The 20229-nt window shown below is 67.3% G+C and carries 18 protein-coding genes; 5 read left to right on the forward strand and 13 right to left on the reverse strand.

Translation table 11 applies throughout. The features are described 5' to 3' along the window. Positions 1 to 5 precede the first annotated feature (5 nt). The 5 genes from WKW79_RS26395 to WKW79_RS26415 all read right to left on the reverse strand — a co-directional run bounded on the left by WKW79_RS26395 (position 6) and on the right by WKW79_RS26415 (position 6172). Positions 6 to 1019: a sugar ABC transporter substrate-binding protein gene (locus tag WKW79_RS26395; protein ID WP_340338189.1), complete on the reverse strand. Its 1014-nt coding sequence runs from the start codon at positions 1017 to 1019 to the stop codon at positions 6 to 8. Between the two features lie 63 nt (positions 1020 to 1082). Continuing rightward, positions 1083 to 2054, reverse strand: a complete 972-nt coding sequence (locus WKW79_RS26400; protein ID WP_340338190.1) for an ABC transporter permease — start codon at positions 2052 to 2054, stop codon at positions 1083 to 1085. 146 nt (positions 2055 to 2200) lie between these two features. Next, a complete protein-coding gene (locus WKW79_RS26405; protein WP_340338191.1) occupies positions 2201 to 3757 on the reverse strand; it encodes a long-chain-fatty-acid--CoA ligase in 1557 nt (518 codons plus the stop codon). Positions 3758 to 3836: 79 nt separating this feature from the next. Then, positions 3837 to 5012 carry a cyclic nucleotide-binding domain-containing protein gene (locus WKW79_RS26410; RefSeq protein WP_340338192.1) on the reverse strand — a complete coding sequence of 392 codons (1176 nt, stop codon included), beginning with the start codon at positions 5010 to 5012 and terminating at the stop codon, positions 3837 to 3839. 23 nt (positions 5013 to 5035) lie between these two features. Next, the gene (locus WKW79_RS26415; protein WP_340338193.1) at positions 5036 to 6172 is read right to left on the reverse strand and encodes an MFS transporter; all 1137 of its coding nucleotides are present in this window, start codon (positions 6170 to 6172) and stop codon (positions 5036 to 5038) included. 135 nt (positions 6173 to 6307) lie between these two features. On the opposite strand from WKW79_RS26415, the gene WKW79_RS26420 reads away from it, so the two are divergent. Beyond that, positions 6308 to 6901 (forward strand): lysophospholipid acyltransferase family protein, encoded by a 594-nt coding sequence (locus WKW79_RS26420; RefSeq protein ID WP_340338194.1) that lies wholly within the window; start codon positions 6308 to 6310, stop codon positions 6899 to 6901. Here WKW79_RS26420 and WKW79_RS26425 read toward each other — a convergent pair. Beyond that, positions 6880 to 8313 (reverse strand): serine hydrolase domain-containing protein, encoded by a 1434-nt coding sequence (locus WKW79_RS26425; protein ID WP_340338195.1) that lies wholly within the window; start codon positions 8311 to 8313, stop codon positions 6880 to 6882. The two genes, WKW79_RS26420 and WKW79_RS26425, sit on opposite strands and share 22 nt — an antisense overlap. A gap of 84 nt (positions 8314 to 8397) precedes the next feature. Continuing rightward, positions 8398 to 9594 carry a helix-turn-helix transcriptional regulator gene (locus tag WKW79_RS26430; protein ID WP_340338196.1) on the reverse strand — a complete coding sequence of 399 codons (1197 nt, stop codon included), beginning with the start codon at positions 9592 to 9594 and terminating at the stop codon, positions 8398 to 8400. A 181-nt stretch (positions 9595 to 9775) separates the two neighbouring features. On the opposite strand from WKW79_RS26430, the gene WKW79_RS26435 reads away from it, so the two are divergent. Then, positions 9776 to 11137 (forward strand): FAD-dependent oxidoreductase, encoded by a 1362-nt coding sequence (locus tag WKW79_RS26435; protein ID WP_340338197.1) that lies wholly within the window; start codon positions 9776 to 9778, stop codon positions 11135 to 11137. A 4-nt stretch (positions 11138 to 11141) separates the two neighbouring features. Here WKW79_RS26435 and WKW79_RS26440 read toward each other — a convergent pair whose 3' ends face one another. The 5 genes from WKW79_RS26440 to WKW79_RS26460 all read right to left on the reverse strand — a co-directional run bounded on the left by WKW79_RS26440 (position 11142) and on the right by WKW79_RS26460 (position 15671). After that, positions 11142 to 11921 (reverse strand): SDR family NAD(P)-dependent oxidoreductase, encoded by a 780-nt coding sequence (locus tag WKW79_RS26440; protein WP_340338198.1) that lies wholly within the window; start codon positions 11919 to 11921, stop codon positions 11142 to 11144. Positions 11922 to 11935: 14 nt separating this feature from the next. After that, entirely contained in the window at positions 11936 to 12907 is a 972-nt protein-coding gene (locus WKW79_RS26445) for a Bug family tripartite tricarboxylate transporter substrate binding protein (RefSeq protein ID WP_340338199.1), read from the reverse strand. 44 nt (positions 12908 to 12951) lie between these two features. Next, the gene (locus WKW79_RS26450) at positions 12952 to 13971 is read right to left on the reverse strand and encodes a quinone oxidoreductase family protein (RefSeq protein WP_340338200.1); all 1020 of its coding nucleotides are present in this window, start codon (positions 13969 to 13971) and stop codon (positions 12952 to 12954) included. Positions 13972 to 13976: 5 nt separating this feature from the next. Beyond that, positions 13977 to 14516 carry a VOC family protein gene (locus tag WKW79_RS26455; protein WP_340338201.1) on the reverse strand — a complete coding sequence of 180 codons (540 nt, stop codon included), beginning with the start codon at positions 14514 to 14516 and terminating at the stop codon, positions 13977 to 13979. Positions 14517 to 14591: 75 nt separating this feature from the next. Further along, a complete protein-coding gene (locus WKW79_RS26460) occupies positions 14592 to 15671 on the reverse strand; it encodes a LacI family DNA-binding transcriptional regulator (protein WP_340338202.1) in 1080 nt (359 codons plus the stop codon). A gap of 288 nt (positions 15672 to 15959) precedes the next feature. On the opposite strand from WKW79_RS26460, the gene WKW79_RS26465 reads away from it, so the two are divergent. Genes WKW79_RS26465 through WKW79_RS26475 form a run of 3 tightly spaced genes read left to right on the forward strand, consistent with a single transcriptional unit; the run spans position 15960 to position 17957 of the window. After that, positions 15960 to 16403 carry an ester cyclase gene (locus WKW79_RS26465; protein WP_340338203.1) on the forward strand — a complete coding sequence of 148 codons (444 nt, stop codon included), beginning with the start codon at positions 15960 to 15962 and terminating at the stop codon, positions 16401 to 16403. A gap of 18 nt (positions 16404 to 16421) precedes the next feature. Then, positions 16422 to 16937, forward strand: coding sequence for a 2,4'-dihydroxyacetophenone dioxygenase family protein (locus tag WKW79_RS26470; protein WP_340338204.1), 516 nt, complete (start codon positions 16422 to 16424; stop codon positions 16935 to 16937). Positions 16938 to 16961: 24 nt separating this feature from the next. Continuing rightward, positions 16962 to 17957, forward strand: a complete 996-nt coding sequence (locus WKW79_RS26475) for an aldo/keto reductase (RefSeq protein ID WP_340338205.1) — start codon at positions 16962 to 16964, stop codon at positions 17955 to 17957. A 21-nt stretch (positions 17958 to 17978) separates the two neighbouring features. On the opposite strand, the gene WKW79_RS26480 is transcribed toward WKW79_RS26475, so the two are convergent. Then, entirely contained in the window at positions 17979 to 20225 is a 2247-nt protein-coding gene (locus WKW79_RS26480) for a response regulator (RefSeq protein WP_340338206.1), read from the reverse strand. Positions 20226 to 20229 lie beyond the last annotated feature (4 nt).

Genomic DNA, 20229 nt, shown 5'->3' on the forward strand with positions numbered 1-20229 from the left:
TGGGGTCACTTGCTCGCGGTCAGCTTCCAGCAGGTGCCGTCTGCAGCCGCGTTGTCCTTGGTGATCGGGATCAGCGTGGTGTAGATGTTCTGCTTGGCCACGCCCGGCTTCATGCCGCCCTGCACCAGCCACTTGATCATGGCGGCCATGTTGCTGGCCTGCGTGGGCACGTCGTAGCTCAGGTCGTAGTCGATGGCGCCGGACTTCACCTGGTCGCAGGCGCCCTTCTGCTCGCCGCCGCCGGAGGTCGCGAGGAACACCTTCCCGGTGAGGCCCGCTTCCTTGATCGCCGCCGCCGTGCCGATGTCCATGCCGTCCCAGAAGCCGACGATGCCGCACAGGTCCGGGTTCTGCTTGAGCACAGTCTGTGTCAGCGCCTTGGCCTTGGCCGCGTCCCAATCGGCGGCCTGGTTGGACACCACCTTCACGTCCGCGTTCTTCGCCAGCACGTTCTCCACGCCCTTGAGCGTATAGGCGCTGGCGGCCGCCGTCGGTGCGCCCTGCACGATCGCGATCTTGTTCGACTTGCCCTTGCAGGCATTGACCACCGCCGTCGTGGTGCGCTCACCGATGTCGACCCAGTCCGCGCCGACGAAGGCGGTCGAGGGCTGCGCCGAGCGCATGTTGATCTGCACCACGTAGATGCCTTCGGACTCGGCCTTGGAGATCAGCTTGGCATAAGTGGCGACGTCAGGGTTGTGGATCACGATGACGGCCGGCTTCTCCGCGATGAGCGCGGTGAAGGCCTGCGCACCGGCGTTGGTGTTCCAGTTCGGGTCGCGCACCACCACCTTCATGCCCGACGGCTCCAGTTCCTTCTTGAGTCCGTTGAACCAGCCCTGCGACAGGTCGAAGCCCATCGCCACCGGGATGAAGCCCACCGTCTTGCCGTCGAGCGCCTTCTTGTAGCCTTCGCGGAAGGGCTCGTCCAGGCCCTTGCCCTGCGCCAATGCCTGCTGCGCGCCCGCCAGGCCCAGGGCCATGAAGGCTGCGATCGCTATCCTGTTTGCGAGATGCATGAGAGTCTCCTTCGTTCGTCTGCATGGCGCCAATGGAGGCCTGGCGTGTGGCACTTTCAAAACCTAGATGTCACCTTGTTGGGCGGTCTCTTCGTTGCGCGGGTTGAAGATCGAATCCACGAGGATCGCCACCAGCAACACCACGCCCTTCACGATGTTCTGCACGGAATACGACACGTCCAGGATCGTCATGCCGTTGAGCATGGTGCCGATCAGCAGCGTGCCGATGATCACGTTGAGCACCCCGCCGCGCCCGCCCGAGAGCCCGATGCCGCCCAGCACCACCACCAGCACCACGTCGTAGATCATGGTGGAGTTGTAGATGCGCGTCGGCATGCTGTTGACCGAGGCGGCCATCACGATGCCGGCGAACACGCCGATCAGCGCCGCCATCACGTACTGCAGCACCATGATCGGCCGCGTCGGCAAGCCGGCGGCACGCGCACCGAAGGGGTTGTCGCCGATGGCGTAGATGAATGCGCCCGCGCGCATCCGTTTCAGGAACAGCGCCAGCGCCGCGGCGGACAAACCGAACATCACCACCGGCATCGGCACGCCGGCAAAGCTGCCGCGCCCCATCCATGCGAGGGCGTCGAGCGAGGCCGGCCACTGCACCACTTCGAGCTGGAAGAAGAAGGCCTGCCCGCAGCCCGCCAGGAAGAGCCCGGAGGCCAGCGTGGTGAACAGCGACGGCACTTCCGCGTAGGCGATGAGCCAGCCGTTCACCAGCCCGAACACCAGCGACAGCCCGATCGCCACCGCGCAGGCCGAAGGCACCGACATCCCGTTCTGCATCAATTGCAAGAGCAGCCCCGAAGGCACCGCCAGCGCCGCGATCATCGAGATGTCGATGCCGCGCCCGATCACCACCACCGACATGCCCAGCCCGAGGATACCCAGGATGGCCACGTTCTGCAGCAGCGTGAGCAGGTTGTCGACCTGCGCGAAGCCCCGCAGGAACAACGCGAAGCCGGCGAACATGATCACGAACAGGACGAAGACGATGCCCTGCTGCGAGACGTGGAACTTCTTCAAATGTGAGCGTCCTGTCCGGGCCGTCTTCGCGTGCAATGCATGGCACGTCGCGCGGCATTGCCTCGCCTGGTCGCCGACGAGTCTCAGTCTTCGCGGCGCGGGGAGCATCCTGATTTGCCCTTAGCCGCGCCGCGGCTTGCTGTCGCCTAGGCGACCTGGCGCGTGTGGCCTTCCCAGTACGGCTTGCGCAGGTCCTTCTTGAGCACCTTCCCGGTCGGATTGCGCGGCAACGCATCGATGACGTCGAAGGACTTCGGGCATTTGAACGAGGCCAGCCGCTCGCGGCACCAGGCCATCATCTGCGCGCTGTCGATGGTGTGGCCGGGCCGCGCCACGATGACGGCCTTCGGCACCTCGCCCCACTTCTCGTCCGGCACGCCGATCACGGCCACGTCCTCGATGGACGGATGCTCGACCATCACCCGCTCGATCTCGGCCGGATAGATGTTCTCGCCGCCGCTGATGATCATGTCCTTGATGCGGTCGGTGACGTAGAGGTAGCCGTCCGCATCCATGTGGCCGCCGTCGCCGGAGCGCAGCCAGCCGTCCTCCGTGATCGCCGCGGCGGTGGACTCCGGCTTGCCCCAGTAGCCGCCCATGACCTGCTCGCTGCGAACCCAGATCTCGCCGGGCTCGCCGACCGCCACAGGCTCGCCGGTCACGGGATCGCAGACCTTGATCTCAACGCCGTGGATCGCCTTGCCCGCCGACACCAGCCGATGCGCCACCGCCGGGTCCTCATGGTCCGCGGTGGGGAGCACGCTGACGACGCCGCATTGCTCGGTCATGCCGTAGACCTGCTGCATCACGCCGGGAAAGATCTCGTGGGTCGCGCGCATCACCGGCAGCGGCATCGGCGATGCGCCATAGGACAGCGTCTTCAAAGCCGAGTAGTCACGGTCCCCCGCGCCAGGCACCTTGACCATCATCGCCAGCAGCGCGGGCACCAGGAAGGTGTGCGTGACCTTCTCGCGCTCGAGCATCTCCAGCACCGCCGCCGGGTCCGGCATGCGCACCATGTGGATGCGCGCGCCCTGGCCGAGGGCCGCGAGCGAATAGCTGGTGCCGCCCACATGGAACAGCGGCATCGCGACCTGCACGATCGCGTCGGGACCGATGGACTGGTCCACCGCTACGTTGTGCGCATGCGCGACCATGCCGCGGTGCGTGAGCATGGCGCCCTTCGGGAAGCCGGTGGTGCCGGAGGTGTAGAGCTGGACGAAGCAGTCCTCGGGCTTCGACGGATGGACGGCGGCATCGGGTTCCTGTGCCGCGAGCCATGCCTCGTACTCGTCGTCGGGGCCGCCGATGCGGATCACGCGCTCAATGGTCGGCAGCTTGTCGCGCAACTGCGCGACGGCGCCCGCGAACTCCGGCCCGACGAAGAGGATGCGCGCACGCGAGTCGTTGATCACATAGGCGATCTCGGGCGGCGCCAGCCGGAAGTTGACCACCGCGTTGGCCGTGCCGACCTGCGCGCAAGCCAGCGTCAGCTCCAGGCAGGCCGGATGGTTGAGGTCCAGCACCGCCACGCGGTCGCCCGGCACCAGGCCGGCGGCGCGCTGGGCCGCGGCATTGCGCCGCACGCGCGTGGCCAGTTCGGCCCATGTCCAACGCGATGCGCCGAAGGTGATGGCAACGGTATCGGGTCGCTCGGCTTCCCATTGGGCAAGGATGGCTGTGAAGTCGGTGGGCTTGGACATGGGCTTGGGTCTCCTGGATATTGATTTGATTTTTCTGGCGCGATGCTTGCGCCGTCCAAATCGTAGCAATGCAAAGACCCTACTGAAGCACGCCGAGCCCGACCACCTCGAAGGCCCAGAGCCCCAGCACGACGTGCGACACCGACACGCCGATCAGCCCGCCCTGCCGCGCATACAACCATCCCCAGAACAGCCCGGCCACGAAGGCGATGCCGGCCAGCCCGGGCGACACGTACAGGTGCGCCGCCGAGAAGATGATGTTGGCCCCGACGATGGCCAGCCAGGTGCGCCAGCGCCCGGTCAGGAAGTGCGTCAACGGCCCCTGCACGCCGCCGCGATAGATCAGCTCCTGGAACGGCGCGAAGAACACGTAGGCCGCGGCCAGCCAGGGATTGAATTCACCGGGAAACGCCCCGGGCGACGGCGGGAACATCTTGAACACCGGCATGCCCTCCATGCCCGGCAGCCACTCGATCAGCGCCAGCTTGAGCAGCACCGTGCCGGCCATCAATGGCAAGGTGAACAGCAGCGCCTCGCGCACGTGCCGACCGGCATGTTCCGACCTCAACCCGAAGAAGCGCGCCGGATACTTCGACACGTGCACGAAGGCATAGAGGATCGCGCAGCAGACGAAGATCGCCGGCACCGTCACGAACTCGCTGCGGCCGAAGGTCTCCTTCACCTCGATGGCCGTGCCGAGCACCCAGGTGTAGACGGTGTAGGCCAGCAACAGCAGCAGCGTGAAGCGGCCCATGACGGCACGCGTGCGTTCCTCGGCGAGCACGCGATCGGCCGCCGCCGCGGTGTTGACGTTGGCCAGGCGCAGGCGCTCGGCCACCAGCGCGCCGATGTCGATCAGCACCGGCACCAGCGATGGCCGCGACTCGGCCAGGTGCACGATGTCGGCGAGCGGCAGCGCCAGGGTTCGCACCGGTCCCTCGGCCCGGACAGTGGCCGACCGCGGCACGATGTCGAACAGGGCCATCTCGCCGATTGAGTCGCCCGGACCGACGCGGTTGATCACGTGCTCCTCGCCGGTGGCACCGCGCTTGAGCACCTGCGCTCGGCCCTGTTCGACGATGAGCAACTCCTGCGGCATGTCGCCTTCGCGCACGAGGTCGGTGCCATCGGCATGGTCGATCCAGCGCGTGCTGCCGGCGAGCGCCGCCAGGTCGGCCGGGCCACAGCGCCGAAAGATGGGGCAGCGGCCCAGCAAGGCCATGGCGGCGGCGTCCCTGGGCTTGATGTGTTCCATGACGTCGTGGCTCGTCGACCCCTTCATTCATCGGCCTTTCGCGGCAAGCGCAGCACGGCCGGGGCGCACAGCAACATCAGTCCACCGGCCAGGCCTACCGCCGCTTCGAGGCCCGTGAGTGCATCGCCGCCCCACCCGGCCACATAGCCCATCGCGAGGCTGCCGACCAGCAGCCCTACGTCGGTCAACCAAGCCACAGCCCCTTGCGCCAGGGTTTGCGCATCGGGCGGCAGCGCACGCGCGGCGGCGTAGCGCAACGGCCCGCCCGACAACAAGCCGATACCAAAGCCCAGTGCCGCGCCGCCAACCATGAAGAAAGCCGCATGCGGCGGTGCAGCCACCACCATCAGCACGCCGGCGAGTGCGGTGGCCAGCCCGATCAGCACCATGGACCGCGCGCCCATGCGGTCCAGCGATCGGATCACAAAGGCCGTGGCGCACAGCCCACCGAGCAGCAGCGGCACCATCAGCGGCGCCGTGGCCTTCATGTCCAGGCCCAGCCGGATGACCGCCACCGACGGCATCCACACCAGCACCGCCTGCCCCGCGCCGGTGCCCAGCGCCAGCAACGCGGTCGCATGCATCGGCCGGCTGAAGGCCAGCCACCAGGGCGAAGCGGACCGCGCTTCATGGGCGGGCGACGACGCCGGCAACGGCCACAGCAAGGACAACAAGGCCAGGCAGGCGCCCAGTCCGAAGGCACTGCGCCATCCCAGTTCCAGCAGCCACGGCGTGCCGATGGTGGCGGCCACGTAGGTCAGGCCATAGGTCATCGATGTCTGGCCGAGCAGCCGGCCATGCTGTGTCGGCGGCCAATGGACAACGATGACGGCCGCCACCAAGGGCAGCAAGGGGCCGAGGGCCAGGCCCTGCAACGCACGCGCGAACAGCACACCGTCGGGGCTGGGCAGCACCGTCGCCAGGCCGCCCGACACCACGGCCAGCATCAGGCAGGCACGCAACAGTTGCGTGGCGCCCCGGCGTCGCGCGGCGATCGCCGCGAGCGGCACCCCCACCAGCGTCGCCGCGACAAAGACCGACAGCAGCATGGAAGCCAGCTGCGCCGAGGCGCCGGTGGCGGATCGCATGGCCGGCAGCACGTAGCCGATGGCGCCGGCCTCGAAGCCCGCCGTGACGGCGGCGCCGAGCAACGCGAGCATGCGGCGGGATGCCACTTCGACCGAAGCGGAGTGCGCCGGCGCCAAGGCCGCTGGCGGCGGGCGCTCGATCTTCGGTTCCAAAGGTTCCGGCATCAAATGAGTGTAGGCGCTAGCTTGCCTTATGCTCGCCCCCCAGTGGCCCGTACCATTTTCAACACACCCTTGCTGGAGCCCTTGCTGCGCTCGTCGTCGCGCGGCATGTTGCGCCTGCTCGGCTGGCGCCTGGAGGGTGCGTTGTCGCCACGCGCGGCCCGCTGCGTCGTGATCGCGGCGCCGCACACCAGCAACTGGGATTTCCCGTTCACGCTGATGGCGGCCTTCGGCCTGGGCATGAACATCCGCTGGCTGGGCAAGGCCTCCCTGTTTCCTGCGCCCTTCGGCTGGCTGATGCGCTGGCTGGGCGGCATTCCGGTACACCGCGAGCGGGCCAACAACCTGGTTGCCGCGTCGGTGCTGGCCCTGACCTCGGCGCCCGGCCCGCTGCAACTGGTCGTCTCCCCCGAAGGCACACGCAGCCGCACCGCGCAATGGAAGTCCGGTTTTCACCACATTGCGCGCGGGGCGGGACTGCCGATCCAGTTGTCCTACCTGGACTGGGGCGGCCGCCGCTGCGGCCTGGGGCCGCTGGTCGACCCGGGCGAGGATGTCGAGGCCGACATCGCCAGCATCCGCGCCTTCTATGCGCCGTTCAAGGGGCGCAACCAGGATCAGTTCGACACGGGGGCTTGAGCCACTGCCCGCCCCGACACCGCCTCGATCGTTTCACGCGTCAGCCGCGCCACGGCATCCATGTCATCGCGCGGCGTGAAGGCCGGCCCCATCCGCACGAGCACCAGGTCTTCCGACGGCACGATCACGACGTACTGGCCGTGCGCGCCCCTCGCCATGAAGGCATCCGCCGGCATGCCGCGGCCGACGCGGTAGCGCGCGCCTGCACCATCGCCGCGGTTGGTCCAGAAGCCGGCGCCATAGCCAAAGTCCTCGCTGCCAGGCGTGGGCGCAGCGGAGTAGTCGGCCCAGCCAGCAGGCAGGATGCGCTGGCCACCGACCACGCCGTCATGAAGGAAAAGCAGGCCGAACCGGGCCCAGTCGCGCGCCGGCGCCCACAGGTGGCTGGCGCCGATGGGCGTGCCCGCACCATCGAACTCCAGCGTCACGTGGCGCATGCCCAGCTTGTCGAACAGTTCGCGCTGTGCGAATTCGCGCGTTGCCTGGGCGGTGCCACCCGCCTGGTCGCGCACGATGCGCGAGAGCAACTGGGTGTTCGTGTTGCTGTAGTTCCAGGTGCTGCCGGGTGCATGCGCGAGCGGAGCGGTCTCCGCCATGGCCGCCGTGTCGGCCTCGACAAAGATCATCCGGGACGTCGGGTCGAAGGCGGTCAGCGCGCCAGCCGTCAGGGACTGGCCCATGTCCAGGCCACTGGTCATGCGCAACAACTGGTCGATGGTGATGGCGTGGCGCGGGTCGTGCAGGTCGGCCCATGCCGCCACGGGTGCGGGCGCTTTCACGTCGAGCTTGCCCTGTCGCACCAGGATCCCGAGGAGCGCATTGGTCACCGACTTGGTGGCCGACCAGCCAGTCAGCGGCGTGTCGATGCCCACGCCGTCGGCATAACGCTCGGCGATGACGCGGCCGCGGTGCACGATGACGACGGCTTCGGTGTGCCGGTGCGGCGCTTGCGCGCGTTCATCGAAGGCACGGTCGAGCGCGGCCCGGAACGCGGGGTCCGATGCCTCCACCAGCGCGTCGCCAGCGATGTCCGGGAGCAAGGCCGTGGTCGTGCCCTGCGGCGCAGGCACGCCTGGCGCGTCTGGCAGCACCCTGTCGGTCGCATTCACGCAGCCGAGCGGCGGCCGGAAGACCGCACGGGACTCGGCCATCCCCGCCAGCGTGGCGCGCACCTCGCGGTGCTCGAGGTCGACTGTGTAGGCGGTCAGGGATGCGATGGGTCCGGCGACCGGCGCGATCGCCTCCTTGTAGTAGCGCGCGGCGTCCCGGCCGGCGACGAATACCGCCGAGCAGAGTTGGTGACTGGCGTAGCCGGTTGCGACGAGGGCCGCGCTGCCGGGCGAGAGTTGTCCGCAGGCCGGAAGGACGGCGGTGCCGGCCAGGGCCAGCGCGATGCGAGCGAGAGCTTTCATGTGGAGGAATCGGAGGGCGGCCGAAATTGGCTCGCCCACTTTCCTTGCCGGAACGGCCTGCGTCTGGCCGACTTCTGCGTGCGACTAGCCGATTCCGGATTCGGCCAGGTTGCCAGGCGGCACAGGGGCCGCTGGCGCCCCGCCCGCACGCCGGAATTCGGTCGGTGTCATGCCGGTGTCGGCCTTGAACGCCCGGTTGAAGGGCCCAATCGACTGGAAGCCGGCGTCCATCGCAATCGTGAGGATCGGCGTGTTGGCCTGTTGCGGATCGGACAGCCAGCGTCGTGCATCAGCCAGGCGCCAGGTGTTCAGGAAGGCGCTGAAGTTGCGGTGGCCCAAGCCCTGGTTGATCAGGCGCCGCAATTTGTGCTCGGGCAAGCCGAGGCGCTCGGCCAGCGCGCCGATGGTGAGGTCGGGCTCCCGGTACAGGTGATCGACGGTCATCAGCGTGACCAGCGCGTCGACCTGACGCGGGTCTGCTGCTGGCAAGGGCGCTGGATCGGGAGGCGCCGCCGATGACGGAATGGGCCCGAGGGCTGAAGCCGGCACTGACGTCGGCGCCGGGTCGAGCTGTGGATGCGGAGCCGTCGCGGCCAAAGCGGGCACTTCCGCCGCCCCGAACAGCCCGCCATGATCCGGCCGCAGCAGGCGCCAGGCAACGAACAGCGTGAGCACGAAGACGCCGCCCGCGTTCGCCGTGCTTTCGACCACCTCCCGCAAACCCGTGCCGGACACCCACGCGGCCAGCACCTGCGCCAGCGTATAGAGCGAGGTGGCGGCCACGACAAGCGTCCGCAACTCCCGCCGCCTTTCGACGAGGTCTTCCCGCCAACGGGCCAGCGACTGCGCGATGGCCAGCACGGCAAAGGTCGCCGGCACCGCCGCCAGCGCCAGGTTCGCCGCCTGCGCCCACGGCGACGGCGGCGGCAAGGCGGCTGCGCAGTTGGCGACGCCAAGGCCCGCCAGCGCCAGCCATGCCAGCGCATGCCATCCGCGTGTCACGAAGTCGTCATCGAACAGCGCACAGGTGAACAGCCAGAACACGAACATGCTGGCCGCCGCCGGCCCCGAGACCAGCAGCCGCAACGGGAACGGCAAGCCGGCAAAGCCCGGCATCGTCGCCAGCGTGGCCGCCGCCACGGACAGCGCCGTCAGGGCACCCAGTCGTGCCGCGGTGGATCGCGCATGGTCGCGCCAGAGCATGGCCGCGACGAGCAGCAGCACGCCGACCGCGGCGCCGCGCAACAGCAGGTTCAGGCCGAGGCCCGTGCTCATATCCATGGTGAGCCGAAGTATGCGCGGCGCCGGACGGCCGATCGAGCCGGTCTTCCACCCGAGGGGGGATGCTTTGCCGCGACTGGGCGCGTAAAAGGATGGACTGGCCAGGCGCTTCGCTCGCCAGCGCACGACGAGACATTCGCCGTGCCGCATTCGACGAGCGGTATCGAGAAGGGAGTCGCCCATGTGCCCTGCTTCGCAATCCGATGTGCGCATGCATCGCGCCGTGGTGATCGGTGCCGGCGTCGGTGGCCTGTGCGCGGCCGCCGCGCTTGCCGATCGCTTCGACGAAGTCATGGTCCTCGAACGGGACCATCTGCCCGATGGTCCCCAGCATCGTGCCGGCATACCGCAAGGGCGCCATGCCCATGCGCTCCTGACCGGCGGCTTGCGCGCGATGGAAGCGCTGCTGCCCGGCTTCGGTGCACGGCTCAAGCAAGGCGGCGCGGTGCCCTACACCGTGGGGCTGGATGGCCGCTTCGAACGGCCGGGCTTCGATCCCTATCCGCAGCGCGACCTCGGCTTTGGCGGCATGGCGATGTCACGCCCGCTGCTGGAGTGGACCGTGCGCACCTGCGTTCAGCAATTGCGCGGTGTCGTGGTGCACGATGACCGCCGCGTGCTGGAAATCCTCGCGTCGGACGACGGCATGGCTGTGACCGGCATACGCCATGAAGCGCCGGGCGGGATCATCACGACGCTCGATGCAGACCTGGTCATCGACGCCTCGGGGCGCGCCACCCCCACCCTAGCCGCGCTGGAGGCCACGGGCCGCCCGCCCCCTGCGGAAACCGTGATCGGCCTGGACATCGGCTACGCCAGCGCGATCTTCGCGAAGCCGGCCAATGCGCCCACCGACTGGAAGTACCTGATGCATTTCCCGAGAGCGCCGCAGAGCAGCCGTGGCTGCATCATGTTTTCGATCGAGGGCGATCGGTGGCTGGTCTCCATCGGCGGCCGGGGCGAGGAGAAGCCGCCGGGGGACATCGACGGCTTCCTCGACTTCACGAAGGGCCTGCGCGTTGCGACCGTTCACGAAGCCTTGTGCGATGCGCAGCCTGAAGGCGAGCCGATGCGCATGGCCTTCCAGTCCAGCAGCTGGCGGCACTTCTCGAGGATGGACAACTTCCCGCGCGGCCTGCTGCCCATCGGCGATGCGATCTGCCGCTTCAACCCGGTCTACGGACAGGGCATGTCGGTCGCGGCATGCGAGGCCCGCGTGCTGCGCGACCTGCTGGCCGCAAGCGACCAGAATCCGCTCGACGGTCTTGCGAGTCGTTTCCTGCCCGCCACCGACGCGATCATCGACACGCCCTGGGCCATGTCGGCCACGCCCGACCTGCTGTACCCGCAGACCGTGGGCGAGCGCCCTGCGGACCTGATGAACATCCTGCAATACGGCGCGACGCTGACACGGCTGGGCGCCGTCGACCCGGCGGTGCACAAGCTGACCTCCGAGGTGCAGCACCTGCTGAAGCCGCGCAGCGTGCTGCGCGAGCCGGCATTGGCAGCGCGCGTGATGGAGATGATGAAGGCCGCGGCGTAGCGTCTTACCGAAGCAGCTTCCACCCTCCATCCACGACGAACTCGCCACCGGTGATGTAGCCCGCCTCGTCGGACGCCAGGAACGCGATCAGGTTGGCGACGTCTTCGGGCGTGCCCGCCGCGCCCAGGGGAATGCGCTGGGCCGAGGCCTTCGCTTCGCTGCTGCCCGTGTCGCCGGTGCGCTGCGCGCGCTGGGCCACGATGCTGTCCAGCATGGCCGTGTCCGTGCGTCCCGGATGAACCGAGTTGCAGCGGATGCGCTTGCCGCCCTGGCTGCCGAACAGAGCGACGGACTTGGTCAACTGCGTGACGCCGCCCTTGCTCGCGCCGTAGGCAACACTTTGCGTGGTGGGGTAATAGGCTCCGACGGACGAGACATTGACGATCGCGCCCCTGCCCTGTCGTCCCATTGCCGTCATGGCTTCGCGGCAACCGAGAAAGGTTCCGTCCAGGTTGACCGCCATCACCTTGCGCCACTCCGCAAGCGTTGTGCGCTCGAGCGTGCCGGACACCACATCGCCGACGATGCCCGCCGCATTCACGAGCACATCCAGCTTTCCATGCCGCTCGACGACTTGCGCGATGACGCTGGCCCAGCTTTCCTCCGACGTGACATCGAGCGCAAGGAAGTCCGGCCGCGTTCCCTCCGACCCGACGCTCTCAGGCTCGCGAAGATCGGCGACGACGACTGTCGCGCCACGCTCGGCCAGCAACCGGGCCGTCGCGGCGCCGATGCCACCCGCGCCGCCCGTCACCAGTGCCACGTAAGAATCGAACTGTCCCATGTCGATCCTCGTCATCAATCGAACTTCATCGCAGCATCGACGGCGATCTTGCGCCAGGCCTGGATGTCCTTGGCGTTGTCCGCATTGCGCTGCTCGCCCGGGATGAACTCGGCCGTGATGCCCCAGTCGAGCAGCTTGGCCGCCACCGCCGGGTCGCTGATCGTTTCCTTGACCGCCTTGGCGATCTTGTCGAGGATGGGCTTGGGCATGTTCGGCGGTGCGAACATGGCCCATCCCGTCCATTGGTCGAAGTCCACGCCCTGCGCCTTGTAGGTAGCGACGTTGGGGAAGCTGGCCGTGGGCCGCGTGCACAGCGCCACCGGGTGGATCTTGCCGCTGCGGACTGCGGCGGTGCCGGTTGCCATGTCGAGCCAGGCCGCCTTGATCTCGCCGCCGAGCATCGCCGTCATGACCGGCGCCGAGCCCTTGTAGGGCACATGGCTCAGCTTAACCCCAGTCTTCTGGCTCAGCACCTCGGCACAGAAGTGGCCGGTCGATCCGAGGCCCCAGCTTCCGTACTGCACCGGATCCTTGCTCTTGCGCGCATAGTCCAGGAACTCCTTCAGGTCCTTCACTGGCACATCGTTGCTCACCAGCAGCACGATGGGCGAGGTCCCGATGCCGGCGATGGTGGTGAGGTCCTTGACCGGGTCGTAGGGCAGCTTCGGGTACACGGTCGGGGCCAGCGTCGTGGACGTCATGGTGCCCAGGCCGATCGTGTAGCCATCGGGCGCGGCCTTCGACAACTGCGAGATGGCGATGGTGCCCGAGGCACCCGCGTTGTTGTCGATGATGACCGGCTGGCCGAGCCGCTTGTGCAGGCCCTCGCCAATCAGTCGTCCGACCATGTCGCCACCGCCACCCGGCGAGGACGGCAGGATGAACTTGATGGGCTTGTTGGGGTAGTCGGTGCCGGACTGTGCGTGCCCGGCAACGCCGGCCATCAACAACGCCGCGACGAGTCCGACCTTGGCGAATGCTTTCATGTCTTGTCTCCTTGAATCGTGGGTGAAGGTGCGTGGTCGCGCGGTCATTGCTGCGTGACGACGATCTTTCCGAAGTGGCCGTTGGCGCGCATGAGGTCGAAGGCTTCCTTGACCCGCTCCATCGGCAACGCAGCGTCGATCGGAACCCCGAGTCGCCCGGCTTCCAGCGCCGGCCAGAGGTCGGCCTGTACCTGTTGCTGGATCGCATGGACTTCATCGGCCGTCCGCGTGCGGAAGGTGGTCCCCAGGTACTGGATGCGCCGCATCGAGTGCAGGTCGAAGTCGAAGGCGCCGGACTCGCCCGCCATCCGACCCACGTTGACGATCCGCCCGCCCACCCTGACAGCCCGCATGCTGTCGTTGATCAGCGGGCCGGCCAGGAAGTCGATCAGCAGGTCGATACCGCGACCCTGCGTGTGCTGGAGCACCTGCTCGGCCCAGTCGGCGTCGCTGCTGTTGATGGCGATGTCCGCACCGAACTCGCCCAGCTTCGCGCGCCGGTCGGCCTTGGTGGAGGTGCCGATGACCAGGCCCGCGCCCAGGAGCTTCGCCACCTGGAGGCTCATGAGGCCGACGCCCGACGAGGCGCCCAGCACCAGCACCGATTCGCCCTTCTGGAGTTGGCCCGTCGTGGCGATGGCCACATGCGTCGTGCGAAGCGACACGGGCAGGCACGCGGCCGCCTCGTAGCCGATCTTGCGTTGCGGGAAGGCAAAGCTGCGCCGCCAGTCGGCCACGGCATATTCGGAGAGGCCGCCGATGCCGGTGCACATCACCCGGTCGCCGACCTTGAAGTCGCTGACCTCGGCACCGATCGCCACCACGTCGCCCGACCACTCCAGGCCCAGCGGCGTGCCCGCTCCGCCATGGCCGCCATGCGCTCTCCCATCGGCCAGGAACAGGTCGGCACGATTCAATGAACTCGCACGGACCTTGACGAGCAACTCGGTGGCGCCGGGCCGCGGCACGGGCAGCTCCTGGATGGCAATGCCTTGCGGCGTCAGCATCGCGCCCTTCATGCGCTCGGGCATCACGGGTGTGCGGCCTGGAAGGACTGAAGACACCGCGCTCATTTCGGCGCACCGATGCGACGGATCGGGTCCTTGCCGTCCCAGTTCTCGGCAGCCCGCTTCACCTCGGCGAAGTACTCGGCCTTGCCACCGCTGGAGTCGGAGATCTCGAACATGGCGCTCGGCAGGTCGGGATGGACGAAGTACGCGTAGGGCCCGCGGTTGGCGCCCATGCGTCCGCTGTGGCCTTCCACGTAGCCCTGTGCCAGCAGGTGCTTGCAGATTTCGTCGAAACGGTCGGGCGTCCAGTAGGCGACGTGCTGTGCCCCTTCGCCGTTCTTCTTCAGGGAGTCGAGGTAGAGCGAAGGCGCATCGTCATGCTGTTCGATCAGTTCGATCTGCAAGTCGCCGGAGTTCGCCAGTGCGATGGACAGCTTGGGAATCCGCGAGTCCTTGCCGTAGTAGCGGAATTCTGTCGACCCGACATCTTCCTTGTAAAACCAAGGGCCGACGCCCAGCTTGACCCAGTGGTCCATCGCCTTCTCGATGTCCTTGACCACATACCCGATCTGGCGAACGCCGCCAAAGATGGAACTCATGAGGAAATCCTTTCAATCCGTTGTTTGAGAAATGAGATGTGAGAAGTCGAAGGCGTCAGACCTTCGTGGCCCGCTTCAACCTGCGCGATCCGCCTTCTGGCTCGCCCTTCGCGCCGATGCGCCTGGCGCCGCCTTGTTCTTCGGCGCCTGCGCAGACGCAACCGACTCGCGCAGCACCATCTGGGTCGTCAGCACGATGCGTTCGGGCTCGGCCTTCAGGTCGCGGTCGAGCCGCTTGAGGAGCAACTGGGCCAGCGCGGTCCCCACGGCTTCGAAGTCCCAGGTCAGCGATGTGATCGCGGGGCTGAACAGTTGCGACAAGTCGGTATCACCGATGCTGAGAACGCTGGCATCGTCCGGCACCGAGCGGCCCGAATGCCGCAGCGCCTGGAGCACGCCGGAGAGGATGCGCGTCCCCAGGCACATGAAGGCGGTGGGTGCCTGTGGCGCCGACAGCAATCCGAGCGCCTCGCTGAAGGCGTAGTCCATCGCGGACCGTTCCGCGCGGATCAGCTTGGGATTGGGCGTCAGGCCGCGCTCGCGGTAGGCGTCCTCGAAGCCCGCGATGCGGTCGCGCCCGGGGCGCAGCACGCTGCCGGGCGTCAGCAACGCGATCTCCGTGTGGCCGAGGTTCAGCAGGTAGCGCGTGGCCTGGAGCGCACCGTGGTAGTGGTCCACGTGCACGCCGGTGCCGGAGGCGGAGAAGTCGCGGTCCAGCGCCACGACGGGCAGGTCGGCATCGATGCGCTCCAGCAATTCCGGCGACTCGCCCTCGCATGGACCGAGGATGAGGCCATCGACCCGGCGGCCTCTGAAAGTCTCGACCAGCGCCTTCTCGCGCTTGCGATCGTTGTGCGTGTTGGCCAGTAGCAGCGTGTATCCGGCCGCCTGCATGGAAGCTTCCACGGAAGTGATGATCCGTGCGTACAGCGGGTTGGCGAAGTCGGACACCAGGAGCCCGATCACGCCCGTCGAGCGGGTCCGCATGCTCTGCGCCACCGCGTCGGGCTCGTAGCCGAGTTGACGCGCGGCCTTGGTGACGGCGGCGATGGCGTCTTCGCTCACCCGACCCGCACGGTTCAGTGCGCGCGATGCCGTGCCGAGGGATACGCCCGCCGCTTTGGCGACGTCGCGGATGGTTGCACGTGGCTTCATGCGTTGGTCTCCTGGATGTGGGTCTGCAAGCTCGCAAAGTGATGGGTGGCTTTCGGCATGGGCTTAATCCTAAACTTTTTTGTGGAAACGTTTCTACTTAGGGCAATCCCTAGATTGGCTTGGCTATGCGTGATCGAGCTGGGGAATCTCCATTGGTAAAACGCTCTGCTCCACCAGTGGCAGACCTCCGCACATGGATCGAAGATTAGGACAAACCCGCATACACAGTCAAACAAGAAGGTTCAGAATTGCGGAAACGTTTCCACGACACAACCACGGAGCATCCACATGACTGAACTTCAACTGAGGCAGGCCCGCCTGCAAACCGTTCGTGACCACATGGCCCTGGAGTGCACGCAGGACTGGGACGGCGTCATCGACACCTTCGAGCACCCGCGCTACGAGATGTACGGCAATGGCCAGGTCCATGACGGCGAAGAGGAAGTGCGAAAGTACTTCGACAATTCGCGCACGGCCTTCCCGGACCAGAAGAACGAGATCATCTCGCTGGCGGCCGACGACGAATCCCACACCGTGCTGGTCGAGTTCTATCTGCTCGGCACCCACCTCGGCGAGCTCAAGCTCAAGGGCAAGACCTACCCGCCGTCGGGGCGCTCGTTCAAGGTCCGCATGGCGGCTTCCTTCCAGTTCCGGCCCGGCTCTTCCAAGATCATCTGCGAGCGTCCCTACACCTCGCCGGATCTGAAGCTCCAGCAACTGGGCCTCGAATAAGTCGCAGAGGAACATGCCATGACCTCCCCCACCTCCATCACCCAGCAGGACGAGCTGCTCACCGTCAACATCCGCGACATGACCTTCGTCCCCGGCGCGGCGCCGGGCTCGGAAGTCATTCCCCTCTTCCTGGACCGCGAGAACGGCATCTGGGTGCTCTACGGCAAGTTCGCGCCGGGCACGCGGCTTCCGACCCACTTCCACACGGGCACGGTCCACTTCTTCACGACCAAGGGCGAGTGGGCCTACCTGGAGTATCCGCACAACCCGCAGACCGAGGGCAGCTACCTCTACGAGCCCGCAGGCTCCATCCACACCTTCTCCGTTCCCGAGGACGCAACAGGTCCTGCCGAAGGATTCATGGTCGTCCACGGCGCGAACGTCAACTTCGACGGCGAACGCTTCCTGGATATCCGCGATGCGGGCGCCATCGAGGACGGGATCCTGCACTACCTGCGTGACCGGGACCTGCCGGTTCCGGCGTACATCTCGCCGAAGTCATCCAGCTTCAGGGATCGCGCAAGCACCGACTGAAGCGCAATCCAACAGGAACCCGAAATGCGAAATGAACTTCTCCGGGGTGAACTCGGCAAGACGGGCGTACCCGTGACGCGCATGGCGCTGGGCTGCTACTCCATGAGCAATGCCTATGGCCAGCGCTCGGACACCGAATCCGTCCAGGTCATCCAGCGCGCGATCGACCAGGGCATCAACGTCATCGACACCGCCGACTTCTACGGCTGGGGACACAACGAGCAACTGGTGGCCTCGGCACTGCGCGGACGTCGCAGCGAAGTGCTGCTCTCTTCAAAGTTCGGCTACGTTCCGGCGGAGAACGTTGCCTTCGGTGTCTGCGGCGAACCCGCCCATGTCCGCAAGGCATGCGAGGCCTCCTTGAAGCGGCTGGGCACGGACTACCTCGACCTGTACTTCCAGCATCGGCTCGATCCCAAGGTTCCGGTGGAAGACACGGTCGGTGCCATGGGCGAGCTCGTGAAGGAGGGGAAGGTTCGGCATCTCGGACTGTGCGAGATCTCGGAGAGCACGCTGCGCCGCGCCAGCGCGGTGCACCCCATCGCCGCGGTACAGGCCGAGTATTCGCTGTGGACCCGCGATCTTGAGGAGCGCATGCTCGAGGTCTACGACGAGCTTGGCGTGACGCTCATGGCCTTCTCCCCGCTCGCGCGGGGCATGCTCTCGGGCAAGATCCGAAGCCTCGATCAGCTGGCGCCCAACGATGTGCGGCTGAAGTACCCGCGCTTCTCGCCCGAGAACTTCCCGAAGAATGTGGCACTCGTGGATCGCCTCGGTGAGGTGGCGCAGGAACTGCGATGCAGCTCGTCGCAACTGGCGCTGGCGTGGCTGTTCGAGCGGAACCCCCGGATGATGGCCATCTGCGGTTGCGACACGTTGGACTTCCTCGACGAGAACCTGGGCGCGCTACAGCTTCCTCTGGACGAGGCGACAGTCCGGCAGATCGACGAGATGTTCGCCCCCGGGCAGATTCACGGTGATCGCTACCACGCTTCGATGATGCAGATGCTGGATCGGTGAGCGGCTGGAGGCAGGCGCGGCTCAACGCACGGCACCCGCGCGTGCCCGCCACTCATCGATGCACGCCAGCATCAAGGCCGTATCCGCCGGCTTGACGAAGTGCCTGTCGAAACCCGCGTCGACCGCGGCTTGCCGGTCGCTGCGCTGCCCGTAGCCCGTCAATGCAATCAGCAGCATGCCCGGGCCCTCCGGCAATCGTCGGATGCGCCGCGCTACCTCGTAGCCATCGAGCACCGGCAGCCCGATGTCGAGGATGACGACATGCGGCTTGAACGCATCCAGCTCGGCCAGCGCCTCCTGCCCATCTCGCGCCACGCGCACCTCGTGCCCATCCAGTTCCAGCACCGCCGCGATGGCCACCGCCGCATCGTGGTTGTCGTCCACCACCAGGATGCGCTCCGCCTCACGGCCCTCGGCCGCGGTCGCCACCACGGCCAGCGCCTCGGGCACATCGTCCCGCATCACATCGGGCAACCGCACCTTGAACTCGGCCCCCTGGTCGAAGCCCGCGCTGAAGACCTCGATGTCCCCGCCATGCAGTTGCGCCAAGCGACGCGCCAGCGTGAGCCCCACGCCCAGCCCGCCCTGCGAACGATCCAGCCCGCGCTTGCCCTGCGCGAACAGGTCGAAGATGCGCGGCAGCAACTCGGGGTCGATGCCCATGCCATGGTCCACGACCGACACGACCACCGCATCGCCCTCGATGCGCGAATGCAGCGCGATGGCCGTTTCCTCCGGGCTGTACTTCGATGCGTTGTGCAGCAGGTTGGCTACCACCTGCGTGAGCCGCGCCACGTCGCCCTGCAACCAGACCGGGTGCGGCGGCAGTTCCACTGCAAGCGCCTGCCTGCGGCTCTCGATGAGGCCGTGCACCGTCTCCACGCCCTGCGCGATCACCGCGTTCAGGTCCAGGCGCTCGCGCTTCAGCACGATCTTGCCCTGGCTGATGCGCGTGACGTCGAGCAGTTCCTCGATCAGCCGCGTCATCTGCCGAAGCTGCCGGTTGGCAATGTCGATGGCCCAGTCCACCTTCGGATGCGGCGCGGCCGAGCGGCGCACCACTTCCACCGCCATCTGGATCGGCGCCAGAGGGTTGCGCAACTCGTGCGACATCATCGCGAGGAACTCGTCCTTGCGACGGTTCGAATCCTGCAACTCCTCCTGCGCCGTCATGCGCTCGCGCACCTCGCGCTGCAGCACGCCGTAGAGCCGGACGTTCTCGAAGGCGCTCGCGGCCCGCGCTGCAATCTCTTCCAGCAGCATGGTGAGGTGCGCCTTCCACGGGCTCTCCGCATCCGGCGCGACCAGGATCGCACCCAGCACACGTTCGCCCACCAGCAGCGGCACGGCGATGAAGGCATCCAGCGTCGACAGGCGGCGCTCATGGACCGACGCCAGCGCGGGCGAGCCATCGCCGGGTGCGCGCACGACCGCCTGCACCACGCGGCGCTGGCGCGAGTCGATCGCGTCGGCCAGGGTCTCGCGCAGCAAGGGGTCGAGGTCCGTCTCGGGCACGCGCGAGGCGTAGACGCGACGTTCCGAGCCCCCAGGGGGATCAAGGCGCGATGGCAAGGCTACGTCCACTTGAACCGCCGAAGCCACCAGCGCCTCAGACTGGCCGAAGTCCGGGTCACTCAGCTGCACCACCGCGAACGCGGCCAGCTCGGGGATCAGCAGCTCGGCGCACTGGTTCATCGCCACTTCGGCCTGCAGCGAGCCGCTGAGCATGCGGCTGGCCCGCGCCAGGAAGGCGGAGCAGCGGTCATTCTCTTCCGCGATGCGCCGCGCCGCCTCGGCCGCGAGCACGGCGGCCTTGCTGTCGGCCTGCCGGCGGATCTGGCGCGTCATGAGGTAGAGCGAGACGAACACGCCGACCTTGCTGCGCAGGATCTCCGGCACCACCGGCGACAGGATGTAGTCGACCGCGCCCAGCGAATAGCCTTTGGCCGTCTGCACCTCGTCCGCATAGGAGGTGATGAAGATGATCGGCGTGTGGGCGGAGCGCCGGTGCTTGCGGATCAGCGCCGCCGTCTCGAACCCGTCGATCTCCGGCATGTTGACGTCGAGCAGGATCACCGCGAACTCGCGCTTGAGGATCTCGCGCAGCGCCGCCGCGCCGGACTGCACCGGCACCAGGTTCTGGCCCAGTTCCTCCAGCACGGTCTGGAACACCAGCAGCTTCTCGGGCAGGTCGTCGACGATGAGGATGTTGGCCTTCTCCTCCACGCCCGACGCCGCGGCTCCATCGTCGATCGGGAAATCGTTCATTCGC

Source organism: Variovorax robiniae (assembly GCF_037889955.1).
Taxonomy (GTDB): domain Bacteria; phylum Pseudomonadota; class Gammaproteobacteria; order Burkholderiales; family Burkholderiaceae_C; genus Variovorax; species Variovorax robiniae.